Below are 12855 nucleotides of genomic sequence, written 5' to 3' on the forward strand. Positions count from 1 at the left end.
ACCGCAGACTGATCTGCGGTTCTCTGTTATTGTAAATAATGAAAAGTTTATTGTTTCACAGCAGCAGCTCCTTTAACTTCTGCTTTAGAATCTGCTTTTTTAGCATTTTCCCAACCGTCTTCCGGCATCAGCATAGCTACAATGCGTCCTTTCGTCAGGTATTTCTTAGCCACATCCTGCAGATCTTTTACCGTAAGGGCTTTTACTTTATCCTGATAGTTCAGAATATCATATTTATCGCTTCCATCCAATTGGTTTTTGGCGATACCACTCATCCAGAACATATTATCTTTAAGATCTGTTTTATTGTCATTGTATTCTGCTTCTTTGTACTTATCAAGATCTTTCTGCTCAGGACCATTATCGATCAGTTTCTGAAGCTCTGCCACAGCACTTTTTGTAAGTTTTTCTGCGTTTTCAGGACCACAAGGGAAACTGATACTGAAATTGTAAGAACTGTAAGGAATCTTATTCATTCCTCCTCTTGCACCACCACCGTAGATACCGCTCTCATCTTCTCTGAGTTTTTCAATCACTTTGATGGTAGCCACTTCTCCGAGAGCAGATAAGGCAAGTGCTTCTTTTTCATTATAAGGAGCTTCTCCGGCATAAGAAATGGTTACCATACTCTTAGGATCTTTACCTTTCTTATACACTTTGGTATAATCTCCCGTCATCTGTCTGTATCCTGTATCTTTGAATGTAGTTGTTTTTCCTGATGAAGGAAGACTTGCAATATACTGTAATACCTGATCTTTAAATTTCGCTTCATCAATATTTCCTACAAAATAGAAATGGAAGTTTCCTGCATTGGCAAATTTATCCTTATAGATGTCATATGCTTTTTTATAGTCTGTATTTGCCCAGTCTTTTTCCATTGGGAATAAGCCGATAAATCTAGGATTCTTCTGGTTCATGAATTTTGCATGCTCATTAGAGAAGTAAGCCTGTGGGTTAGACAACAGGTTATTCAGCATTGCAGATTGTTTTTCTTTGAATGCATTGAATGACGCCGGATTGTAATTCAGGCTTGTAAAGTAGGCATACATAAGCTCCATAGCTGTTCCAAGATCTTTCTGATTGGTTTTTCCTGAAATTCCTTCAAAATAAGGACCAACAGAAGGGTTTACATTCACCTGCTTGCCGGCAAGGTAATTGGTAAGATCAGCTTTGGAAACTCCGGCAACACCTGCTTCCGTTAAGGCACCGAAAGCAAACTGTGTTTTATTGAAATCAGCATCAGGAATAATGGAATTTCCACCTAAACTTCTTGCTGAAAACACAATTTCATCATCTTTGAAATCTGTTTTTTTGAATGTTACTTTAGCACCGTTGCTGAGCGTCCAGGTTGTTGTTCCCAGCTTCGCATCGGTTTCTGTTTTAGCGATTTTTCCTTCAGATTTGAAAGGTTTCACTAAATTCTTGATGGCCGCTTTTTCTTCGTAAGGTTTAAGATCAGCCATTTTCACAGCATCGAATGTATTCAGAACCATTGCTTCCGTTGGCATGGAAACATTATCTTTCTTAGGTCCTGTGATCACAATCACCCTGCTGTCATCTTTTACCATTTTCTTGATCACCTCATTGGTTTGTGCAAGGGTAACGGTTGGTAAGAAAGATTTGGCATCTTCATATTCCCAGGTAATTCCCGGCATTGGCTCCTGCTCCAGGAAGTTTCTTACATATTCATCCACGAGCATGTCACTTTCCGTCTTGTCTCTGTTATTGTAAGATCTTTCAAGGTTAGAAAGGGTCTGTGCTTTTGCTCTGTCAAGTTCAGATTGGGTGAATCCGAATCTTTTTGCTCTTTCCACTTCTTCCAGTAAAACCTTCAGTGCGCCCAGCTGGTTGCCTTCTTTTACCATGGCAAATCCCTGGAACGCTTCTTTACTTCTTGCATAGGTTCCCCCGTGGTATACAGATCCGAAAGTAAAGGGAGGATTCGTTGAATTGATAAGCTCTTTCAGCCTGTTATTCAGCATCGCCGTTGAAAGATTTTCTATCATGCTCTGATTATATTGCTCTACCGTTACATCCGGCTTATAGGCTTCAGCATCTTTCATGATAAACTGTACCATAGAACTTGTAGCATCAGGATCTGTTTCAATCGCTACCAGGGTTTCCTTATGGTTCGGAAGATCGAAGGATTTTCTTTCTCTTGGTTTGGAAGGATTTTTATATTTGCTGAAGTTGTCTTTAATTTTCTTCTCAACTTCATCTACATTGATATCTCCCACTACTACAATTGCCATAAGGTCCGGTCTGTACCAGTCCTGATGGAATTTTCTGATCACATCCGGCTTGAAGTTTTCCAGGACTTCTTTTTTACCGATCGGAAGCCTGTCTGCATATTGGGATTTGTATAGTAGTTTAGGAAGGTATTTATCCATCATTCTCTTATCCGGACCAAGACCTAACCGCAGCTCTTCCAGCACTACTCCTCTTTCTTTATTGATCTGCTCGTCAGAAAGGGTAGCATTGAATGCCCAGTCTTCCATCACTTTCAGCCCGGCATCAAGGTTTCCCGGCTTATCCAAAGGAACAGGAAGCATGTAAACGGTTTCGTCAAAGCTTGTGTAAGCATTCAGGTGCTGCCCGAACTTTACACCGATAGACTGGAGAAAGTCTACTAATTTATTATCCGGAAAATTTTTGGTTCCGTTGAAATTCATGTGCTCCATAAAGTGAGCTAATCCTCTCTGATTTTCATCTTCGAGAATAGACCCAGCATTGATAGCCAGACGGAAATCGACTTTCTTCTCAGGTAATGTGTTTTTTTTGATATAGTACTTCATTCCGTTGGAAAGAGTACCTATTCTTACAGAAGCATCCACCGGAATATTCTGCCCAAAGGCATTTGAAGACATCAGAAAGATGACCGCAAATGAAGACAAGACTTTTTTCATGTTATTATATTTTTTTTACCCGCTAAAAGTATTAATTATTCACAAGCTGAAGAAATCGTAAAATATATATTATAGTTAAATTTGAGTTAAAATTATTTATATACTAAAAAAACCGGGTAAAACCCGGTTCTGATATCATTAAACAGACATTTTTTATTTAAAATCGGCATCCGTTACTCCGGAATTGATAACAACTTTAGTGGTTTTGATATTCATTTTCTGGCCACCTCCTTCTGCATCTACATCTGAAGCAAACTGTAATCCGTCTACTGTCATATAGCTTTTAATGGTTGCACTGCCTTCTCCGGCTACGGTTTTATAAAGTAGCCCGGTTGTTGTATCAAAATAGAACTTCCCTTTATCAGAAGTCAGAACGTTGTAATCTTTTCCGTCAAGTTTTTCAACGGTTGCAGTCTGAAAATTAGAAGGATCAAATGCCAGAGCATCTACAGGTTTCCCTTTTTTAAGTTCAGCAATTTTGTCTGCAGGAATTTCCTGTTTGGTTCCCATCTGATCAAAATATCCTTTCTCACCGTCAAATAGCTGGATCATTTCTTTACCCATCAATGACTGTACAGACTTAAATTTATTCCCTAATTTCTTAGTGGTTGACTTAATTTCCATTCCCTGTACACTGATGGTATTATCCATGACAACAGATTTTACAGCATCCAGTTTATCTTTCCCTCCTGAAGCCTTGAAATAGTTATCAATAACTTCTTTAGGAGTAATTTTTGCAGTTACAGCTTCTGTTTTAGCAGATGCAGTTCCTTTTTTCTGGGCAGCAGCCGGTACTGAGAACAATACAGCGCAGAAAAACGGTATGATGATCTTTTTCATATATATAATAAGTTTAAAGGGTAAATATAGGAATATAATTATATATGATGAACGGGAAATAGTAACAGATGGATGACAAGCACTATTTACAGGAAAAATGACATGGTATTTATTAACACTTTTTTAGATAATCCCCTGTTTCTAAAGGATATTCTGAACAATAAAAAAACCGCCAAAAAATTGACGGTTTTCAAATATTTATATCGGTGTATAATTATTTTTTAAGCTCTTCTAAAAATTCGTCGTGAGAAATTTTAGTTTCTTTTTTGCTGGCTTTCTCAAGAATTACATCTTTCAATTTAGCCATAGCAACTTCAGAAGAGATTTGTCTTACCTGCTCCTGATCTTTCAACATCTCAACAGCATATTTCTGGATCTCCTCATCTCCTAAGTGGTGGATTCCGTAGATCGCCAATTGGTTTTTCACCAACTGCTCAGCCTGTGCCAATACGTCAGCATAGTCAAGGTTGATTTCGTTATCAGTCATCAATTTACCTTCGATGATCTGGTATCTCAACTGGTTTTTCTCAGCTTCAAGGATTTCTTTAGCCTGCTCTTCAGACTGGATGTTCTGGTTAGAGAACATTAACCATTTTACTAAGAAAGCTTCAGGAAGTGCTACTTCTTCTTTTTCAGTAACCTGCTCCAATACTTTATTCACGAAGTGAACGTCAGCATTCTGCTGGAAATACTCGTCTAATTCTGTTTTTACTTTTTCTTTAAGCTCTTCTTCAGACTTGATGTTTCCTTCTCCGTATACTTTGTCGAATAACTCCTGGTTAAGTTCAGCCAAGTTTAATGAATAGAAGTCTTTTACTTTTACTTCAATTTCATTATGGTGCAGATGCTCTACTTCTTCTTTGCTGAATCCTAATTCTTTAGCTAATTCTTCATCACCTGCAAGAGTTTCTTTCGTTACTTTTACAGATCCGTCCATCTTAAGACCTTTTACCAATTTGAAAGCTTCTTTGTTTTCAGCTGTAATGGTAAGGTTCTTCGGATGGTGGTGGTGTTCTCCTTCAGCATCTTCTTCTACAACCTGAGAAACCTCTAAAGCAATGTAAGAATCTTTAGTGATTTTATCCTGAGGAACCTGCTCAGCAAAACGCTTCTGCATGTTTTCAATGCTCTTTCCGATTTCTTTGTCAGAAGCTTCTACTTTATAGTGAGGGGCTTCATATTTAGCTAAGTCTATAGTGAATGCAGGCTCATATCCTACTTCGAAAGCAACTTCCAGCTGATCAGCATTGTAATCGAATTCGTTTACTGGCTGAGGAATAGGCTGACCAACTAATCTTAACTTGTTTTCGTTAACATAGTTGTTCAAAGCATCAGAAACCTGTCTGTTGATTTCTTCAAATGCAATACCTGCTTCATATTGTTTTTTAACCATACTCAAAGGCACTTTCCCTTTTCTGAATCCAGGAACTTGCGCATTTTTAGCATAATTAATCAATTGCTTCTCTACTTTTTCTTTGTAGTCAGATTTTTCCAATGTCACTGTAAGCAATGCACTTACATCATCATGGTTTTGTGCGGTAACCTTCATTATTGATTAAAATTTTAGGTTGCAAAAATATGAATTTTTTATGAGAATCACTCATTTAAAATCAACTTATAAAGCCAAATATTGTTAAATAAAAAACCACCGGAAATTCCGGTGGTCCCAAACAAGATTAATTATTCCTAATTGCTTAGGTTAAATTTGGCTTCTGCGTCAGTTTCTCCCCCTACTACACTTCCCCATGCCGTACCTGATTTTGCATCATTTACGCTTTGAGGAGCATGAATAAGGTCCAGCTTTAGGATAGGAGCAGCACCGTTGACTGCTTTTACGACAGTCCATTTTGTTCTCAATCCCACTCTTTTTCCATCACCTCTAAGATCTCCTCCATCTAATCTTTCTAATGTAATATTCGATTGTGGAAAATCAAAAATTAAAAAGTGTTCATTTTTAGCCTTAAGAATTTCATCTGTTGTATCTTCATTTCCATTTTTAAAAGTGGTAACCACCGTATAAGATTTACCGTCTTTCAACGGAATTGTAGGCTGCCCCCCAGCTCCGATACTATAATTATAAGGAATGGTATTGGTAGTACCGTCTTCAGTTACCAATAAGACAATATTCGTCAATTCTTCCTGCGGAATATCATCTTCCTGTACAGAACCATCTCTTTGACAAGAAATTGCAGTAATGGAAAGAAATAAAACAGCTAATAATTTGATTATATTTTTAGTATTGAATAGTTTTTTCATTTTAAAAAAATTTAAGATTGTAAAATTTTGTTTGAATTGTTTTTTATCAACTTTAGAAACGGTATCTAAAGTTTAAAATAAAGTTTCTTCCTGCCTCATCTGCAAAGAACCTCATACGATTAAGATAATCCCTGTATGAAACATTAAAAATGTTATTGATAATAAGACCGGCAGAAAGATTTTTACTGATATTGACTCCCGTACGGATATTCCACAGTGAGTATCCATCCGGCGACGTACTGAAGTCAACGGTTTTTGTTACTTCCTCTCCATTTTCATAAATAGAAATTGTAGCATTATGAATCGGGAATCTGTTCTGCTTTAAAAAAGTCTGGTTTTCAAGAGTGAGATAAAAGTTACTCCAGTTCTCTTTATTAAACTGTAATGCATTGGAGAAGTTTGGAGGCATCATTAAAATTAATGGTTCATTATGGGTATCATCCTGACCATAAACGTAACTTCCTTTTCCTACATAAGTCAGATTATCCGTCAATTTCCAGTTGATATCCAGATCTACACCATACATTTTGGCATCAATCTGCTGATATTCCCACACCGGAAATACTCCCCTGATCGTATTCTGTATACCTGTCGGGATCTCATTAATGAAGTTTTTGGTGATAAAGAAATACGGATTCACGGAAAGGTTAAGCCCTTTCAAAATATTGAATTTAGCATCAGCTGTCAGATTAAACTGGTGCCCTTCCTCATTTTTCAGGCTCATATCACCAATTTCAATTACGGCTGCAGAGTGGTGCAGACCATCTGAAAATAATTCTGCAATATTAGGAGTTCTTCCAACTTTCGCGTAATTAAATTTCAGATCAAAATTCGCATCAGGACGATACTCCAGGCCTGCATTGAAAGAAATATTATGATAGTTCAGCTTAGGACGCGCCAGTACTCTATTCTGATTGGTTTTCACATAAAATTCAGGATAGGAATCCGCATAGCGTTTCTCCCAATCATTGCTGTCATACCATTTGGTAACATCGTAGCGGTTGAAGTCATATCTGGCCCCGGCTTCTACATTAAAATCATGTGAAATTTTGTATTTGAAAATAGAATATAGCCCCGCTGAATATTTATCATAATTAGGAATCAAACGCCTTGCTTTGGTTGCAGGATCAGAATAATTGTTCTGGAATCCGGCATCAATTCCCGTTTCCAATGACCATTTACCTCTTTCAAGTAAATCATTAATATTAAACTGATGGGTCATCAATTCCAAATCTAAAGACGGAATATCATTCAGGTCCCCCCTTCTTATGTCATATTCCTGCCTGTGATTGTACTGATAGCTGTATGTTGCTGAAATTTTCCCGATATTTTCGAATCTTTTGAATGCTGAAATTTTAGCAATATGGTGATCAATAACCTGTCTCGGATTATCAATATTATAACTGAAATCTCCGGTATAAGCAGGAATTCTTCTGGTCATTGCATTGTAGAAATCTTCATTGTTTCCTACGTGCGAACCTCTGTAAATTCCAATATTCTGCCGTGTCAGATAATAATCAAAAGAAATTCCTCTTTCATAGTTATTATTCTGCACGGTAAAATTGAAGGAAGAAAAATCCATTCCGGTATTCATCAGGTTATAATCAGGCGTATGCTGATCTCCCAATTTTTTAATACTTCCACCGGATTTTACTGCCCAACCGTTTTTCCAGGTTTTGGCCACATCCACATCCAGTCCCAATCCCCTTCCGTTGGAAATTCCCGAAAGGTTTACGGAACCTTTTACGGTGTCTTTTTTAGGGAAAATTTCAGGTTCCATTACCACCACGCCACCAATTGCATCACTACCATACTTCAGAGCAGATGCCCCTTTGATCACATCAATATGCTGAAAATTATTAATATCAACATTCGGGGCATGCTCTACGCCCCATTCCTGCTCAGCAAGACGCACCCCGTTGTTCAAAATGCTGATACGGCTTCCGTATAACCCGTGAATAACCGGTTTTGAAATATTATTCCCGGTTTTCAGGGCAGTCACTCCCGAAATTTTTGATAGCAGGTTTCCCAGATTATCTGTAGAATTTTTCTCTATTTCAGATTTGCCCAGCGTTTTCACGATAAGTGATCCGTTGTTCTTATGGTTCCCGTGAATGGTCACCGTTTCGATATCCTTGACATGATGCTCAAGGGTTACCGTTATATGTAAATCCTGATCAACTCCTATATTTTCAGTATAATCATTGCAATCAGGATGTCTGGCAATGAGTGTATACTTCCCTGCAGGGATTTTATCAAAGGAAAATTTACCTTTTTTATCTGTTTTTGCCGTAAACCCTCCGATTTTCACGACTGCATTTTCCAGCATGGTTTTATCGTGGAAATCCTGAACGGTTCCTTGTACAGTATACGTTTTTTGTGCACTCGTAAATACTGATCCGCAAAAGATCAGCAGCAGGCAATATATCAATTTCATTGTAAGTAGATTGATTGCGTACCCAGTTTTCAGGGTACATTTTTTCGTTAAAATTTGTTGGATGGGTTTGAATTCATTCTATGATGCAGATCTTGTGTACATCTGATAATGAACAGCCTTGGAAGTCAGATATGAAAAGTGGTCATAAAAGTTTTTGATTACTAACTCATATACCCACTACAGCTGTTTTGCAACAACTTTAAATAGTAAACTTCAAACATTGAACATTAATCAGGCTCTGCGATATAGAGCTGTAAACCCAATAAGAATATTGATTAGGAAAGTGCGGGCGGTCCCCGAAGCTGAAAGGTGAATTTGGTCTGAGACCAGATTTTCTCCTGGATGGCGATGATCTGCTTTACCTCCTGAGTATAGTGCTCAAAGGTAAAACTGAATTCTTCAGGAGCTAAGGTATGTCCGGTAGCCAAAAAGTGGCATGCCAGACAGTCGCCGGCTTTCTCTTTAGCAGCGGCTTTCGTCATTGTATTCTCGGTTTTTTTAAGGTTGAATCCCTTAAAGGTCTCCGCAGAATCATGATGGTGAAAGCTCTGAGAAAGCAGGGCGAGAAAATACACTCCAAACAATAGCTTGGAGATAAAACTCTTGAGGTTTCTGCTTTCTTTAAAAATCATAGGCCAAAATTATGAAAATATTTTAATTGAAAGGCTAAACTTTCATTAAATTACTTTAACGGTTGCAGATAATACGTCGGAATATATAATCATGATGTTACAAAAAAGCCTCATAAATTCTGATTTATGAAGCTTTTGTCATTTATATTACTGAATATTACAGTTTAATCAAGCTGGGTTCCAAGGTATTCCCATTCCTGTAAAGCATTATCCAGTTCTTCTTTGGCTTTATTGTATTTTTCCAGCGTTTCATCAGAAGGGTTTTCCCTGGCAAAAGAGGCTTCCATTTCTTCTACTTTCATTTCAAGTTCAGAAATCTTCTCTTCTACTTTTTTAATTTTATTCTGAATATTTTTCTGTTCTTTGCTGATGACAGCAGAGCTTTGGCTATTGCTTACAACAGGTTTTTCTTCTTTTTTAGGCTCTGCTTTCACTTCTTCGTTGTGAAGTTTAGCTTTTTCAGCAGAGATTTCCCTGATGGTTTCTTTTTGTCTGTACTCCAAATATTCGTTGATATCTCCAAGGAATTCTTTCATTTTCCCGTCACGGAATTCATAGATCTTATCACAAAGTCCCTGAAGGAATTCCCTGTCGTGAGAGATCACGATCAATGTTCCTTCAAAATTCTGTAACGCCAGCTTGATAATTTCCTTAGACTGAATATCAAGGTGGTTGGTAGGTTCGTCCATGATCAGTGTGTTGAAAGGACGAAGCAATAGTTTACAAAGTGCCAGGCGGTTTCTTTCTCCTCCGGAAAGTACTTTTGTTTTTTTGGAAACGGCATCTCCCTGGAACAGGAAAGATCCCAGTAAATCTCTTACTCTTGGTCTCGTTTCTTCCGTTGCAGCGTCTTCCGCTTCTTCCAGCACTGTTTTATTAGGAGTAAGTACTTCTTCCTGATTCTGGGCAAAATATCCGATATTGACGTTGTGCCCGAGATTCCAGGTTCCTGAATAGTCTTTAATATCTCCGGCAAGAATTTTTGCCAGCGTTGTTTTCCCCTGTCCGTTCTGTCCCAGCAATGCGATTCTGTCTCCTCTCTGAACGATGAAGTCTACATCATCAAAGATCTGCTTGTTTCCGTAAGCTTTCCCCAGATTTTCTGCTTCAAAGATCACTTTCCCCGGAACCATAGACTGTACGAAACGGATGTTGAATTTGGAAACGTCTTCGTTATCCACTTCAATACGCTCAATTTTATCCAGTTTTTTGATGAGTGACTGGGCAAAAGATGCTTTGGTAGCACTGGCACGGAATTTATTGATGTTATCTTCCATCTGTTTGATCTCCGCATCCTGATTCTTTTTAGCCTGAATCAGTTTTTCACGGCGATCTTCCCTCATGATCAGATATTTGGAATAATTCGCTTTATAGTCGTCAACTTTTTTATTATTGATGTCAAAGGTTCTGTTACAAACCGCTGTCATGAACTGCTTATCGTGGCTTACCAGAACAATGGCTCCCGGATAGTCTTTCAGGAAGTTCTCCAGCCAGATGATAGATTCCATATCAAGGTGGTTGGTAGGCTCATCGAGAAGCATAATATCATTCTTCTGAAGCAGCAGCTTTGCCAGTTCAATTCTCATTCTCCATCCTCCTGAAAATTCATCGGTGATCTTCTGGAAATCGTCGGCTTTAAATCCTAGACCGAACAATACCTTTTCCATATCTCCTTCAAGATTGTAGGCATCATGGTTCATCAGAAGGTCATTCAGTTCTGTCATTTTATTGATCAGATCTGTATAGGAATCGCTTTCATAATCGGTTCTTGTTGCCATCTGATGATTCACCTCTTCAAGCTCATTTTTCCATGCATTGATCTGCTCGAAAGCCTGCATGGTTTCATTCCAGACAGTTCTTCCTTTTACAAAATCAAGATCCTGTTTCAGGAACCCAATGGTAACGCTTCCTTCTGTAATGACATCTCCTTCGTAGAAGTTAATTTCTCCTGACAGCATTTTCAATAAAGTGGATTTCCCCGCTCCATTTTTACCTACCAGACCTACTTTATCATCCTTTTTGATGGTAAAATTTACATTTTGAAATAAATAATTTCCTGAATGATGTAATCCTAAACTTTGAACCGAAAGCATTTTTTAAATTAATTGTTAATAATGAGTATGAATTTTCGGCTGCAAAAATACGGAAAAAGAAATGAATACTCCAGAAATAAAAAAGTTACCCCAAAATTCATATTGTGAGGAAGTTTCGTGAATGAACAATCTAAAGTAACGGGCATTATGAATACGGATACCTAACAAAAAGGAGACATTTTTCCAATGTCCCCTAACCTAAATTTAAAACTCAAGTGCTTGCACTATGTATTCATTTCATTCAATCCCGCCTTTGCAGGAGCTTTTACAATGGAGCGTATCCAGACATCATTGTTCGGAACACTTGTTCCGTAGAGAAAATCTGTTACAAAAGTATCTTCAGGCAGATGAAGCTCAGCAGAAAGTCTTGTATGGTTATTCTGATCGGAAGTGCTGCCGGAAACATTCAATCCGTTATTGATAAGTTCTGCATTGGCTTCCCATGCTGTTTTTTGCCGTAAGCTATCGTTATACAGTCCAAAATTTGCTGAAATATGGGTATAGTCTGCCAGCCAGCTGAAGTCATATACGGGTTTCCTATCTGCTGAAAGATCATTCACATATTCATTCAGTTTTACGGAAAAACGGTTTAATAAAATATGTCTGTTGTAATCGGTTCCAAAATAGATGTCAGTATCTGTGCTGAAAACTGATGCTACCTTATGGGTTTCTTCCATCATAAGTTTTCCATATACTTTTGAAAGATCACTGTATACTTTATGCCTGCATACATAGGCCCGTGAGAAAATATCTCTTTTCTCGACCTGATAGCCGGAAAGCAGTGCATCCCAGATTTTGTTTCCTTCCGCATCTGTTTTTGCATTCCTGATATCGGAAACATAATTATGTACATCATCCACATTGACGAAATCTGTAGAAATATAAACAGACTGCGGCCCTTCCAGGTACCCTCCTCCTATATCTGCATGGGCACCAGGCACAAAAATTTCTTTCCAGACTGATGAACAGGTTTCTGACTTCTGATCCCGCATCATTTTTGAATTGTCGAAAAAACCGGTAAGCGGAAAAAAGAACCGACACTCGTTTACGGCACAGATATGAAGGGCATTTTCAACAGGGGCAGGCAAACTCAGATCATATTGACTGAACGGCTTTGACTCCACGGTATCGAATGCTCCTAAAAATTTAATCTTACAGTTTTTAAAAAGATAATGGGATAAAAGCTGATTGCAGAAGGTTCTCGCCAGCATTCCTCCTCTTCCGAATCCATAAATATAAAAATGATATTCCTGATGTTCTTCTGTAAGTACATCCTTTACAAAATCATCCGCTTTCTGAAGTTTGTCATCAGCAGAATATCCCGATCCATAAGGCGGATTGGCACATGTTGCCATGGCAAAATTGCTGTCTTCGCTTCCTGTTACCGTTCCTATTCCCTCGATGTATATTTTTTTATTCCCTTTGAATACACTGTAGAGCTTATAAATATTGGTAAAGGCTCCGAAATAACTTTCATTATTATTCAACGGCTTATCGGGGGAAAGAGCATTCACTCCATTATTTCCTGTACCATCAAAGAAAATCCCGACGGAAATCACTCTGTTATCATTCATGCTTTTTTTTGTTATGTTACAGATCTGATCTGTATATTGTTTCATCCAAGGCCTCCAGAAGAGACATTTCAAAATAACAGAAGAAAACCAATTTAATCTAGAGTAAAAAGTACCAAA

Annotated in this window: 8 protein-coding genes; all 8 read right to left on the reverse strand. The window is 38.0% G+C overall.

Going from position 1 to position 12855, the window contains the following annotated elements; translation table 11 throughout:
• Positions 1–47: 47 nt before the first annotated feature.
• Positions 48–2906: a M16 family metallopeptidase gene (locus BBI00_RS12560; RefSeq protein WP_065399088.1), complete on the reverse strand. Its 2859-nt coding sequence runs from the start codon at positions 2904–2906 to the stop codon at positions 48–50.
• Between the two features lie 153 nt (positions 2907–3059).
• Complete coding sequence (locus BBI00_RS12565; protein WP_065399089.1) at positions 3060–3746, reverse strand: hypothetical protein; 687 nt, start codon at positions 3744–3746, stop codon at positions 3060–3062.
• 214 nt (positions 3747–3960) lie between these two features.
• Entirely contained in the window at positions 3961–5295 is a 1335-nt protein-coding gene (locus BBI00_RS12570) for a trigger factor (RefSeq protein WP_065399090.1), read from the reverse strand.
• 137 nt (positions 5296–5432) lie between these two features.
• The gene (locus tag BBI00_RS12575) at positions 5433–6002 is read right to left on the reverse strand and encodes a hypothetical protein (RefSeq protein WP_065399091.1); all 570 of its coding nucleotides are present in this window, start codon (positions 6000–6002) and stop codon (positions 5433–5435) included.
• Positions 6003–6054: 52 nt separating this feature from the next.
• A complete protein-coding gene (locus BBI00_RS12580; protein WP_065399092.1) occupies positions 6055–8439 on the reverse strand; it encodes a TonB-dependent receptor in 2385 nt (794 codons plus the stop codon).
• Positions 8440–8714: 275 nt separating this feature from the next.
• On the reverse strand, positions 8715–9071 hold the full coding sequence (locus BBI00_RS12585) for a hypothetical protein (protein WP_065399093.1): 357 nt from the start codon (positions 9069–9071) through the stop codon (positions 8715–8717).
• 164 nt (positions 9072–9235) lie between these two features.
• On the reverse strand, positions 9236–11164 hold the full coding sequence (locus BBI00_RS12590) for an ABC-F family ATP-binding cassette domain-containing protein (RefSeq protein WP_065399094.1): 1929 nt from the start codon (positions 11162–11164) through the stop codon (positions 9236–9238).
• A 224-nt stretch (positions 11165–11388) separates the two neighbouring features.
• Entirely contained in the window at positions 11389–12738 is a 1350-nt protein-coding gene (locus BBI00_RS12595) for a phospholipase effector Tle1 domain-containing protein (RefSeq protein WP_065399728.1), read from the reverse strand.
• Between the last annotated feature and the right edge of the window lie 117 nt (positions 12739–12855).

This window comes from Chryseobacterium arthrosphaerae (genome assembly GCF_001684965.1).
GTDB lineage: Bacteria > Bacteroidota > Bacteroidia > Flavobacteriales > Weeksellaceae > Chryseobacterium > Chryseobacterium arthrosphaerae.

Bases quoted from the DNA above. Each gene is read 5' to 3' on its own strand.
- BBI00_RS12585 (WP_065399093.1), bottom strand. From the start codon at position 9,071: ATGATTTTTAAAGAAAGCAGAAACCTCAAGAGTTTTATCTCCAAGCTA.
- BBI00_RS12580 (WP_065399092.1), bottom strand. From the start codon at position 8,439: ATGAAATTGATATATTGCCTGCTGCTGATCTTTTGCGGATCAGTATTT.
- BBI00_RS12560 (WP_065399088.1), bottom strand. From the start codon at position 2,906: ATGAAAAAAGTCTTGTCTTCATTTGCGGTCATCTTTCTGATGTCTTCA.
- BBI00_RS12595 (WP_065399728.1), bottom strand. From the start codon at position 12,738: ATGAATGATAACAGAGTGATTTCCGTCGGGATTTTCTTTGATGGTACA.
- BBI00_RS12565 (WP_065399089.1), bottom strand. From the start codon at position 3,746: ATGAAAAAGATCATCATACCGTTTTTCTGCGCTGTATTGTTCTCAGTA.
- BBI00_RS12575 (WP_065399091.1), bottom strand. From the start codon at position 6,002: ATGAAAAAACTATTCAATACTAAAAATATAATCAAATTATTAGCTGTT.
- BBI00_RS12590 (WP_065399094.1), bottom strand. From the start codon at position 11,164: ATGCTTTCGGTTCAAAGTTTAGGATTACATCATTCAGGAAATTATTTA.
- BBI00_RS12570 (WP_065399090.1), bottom strand. From the start codon at position 5,295: ATGAAGGTTACCGCACAAAACCATGATGATGTAAGTGCATTGCTTACA.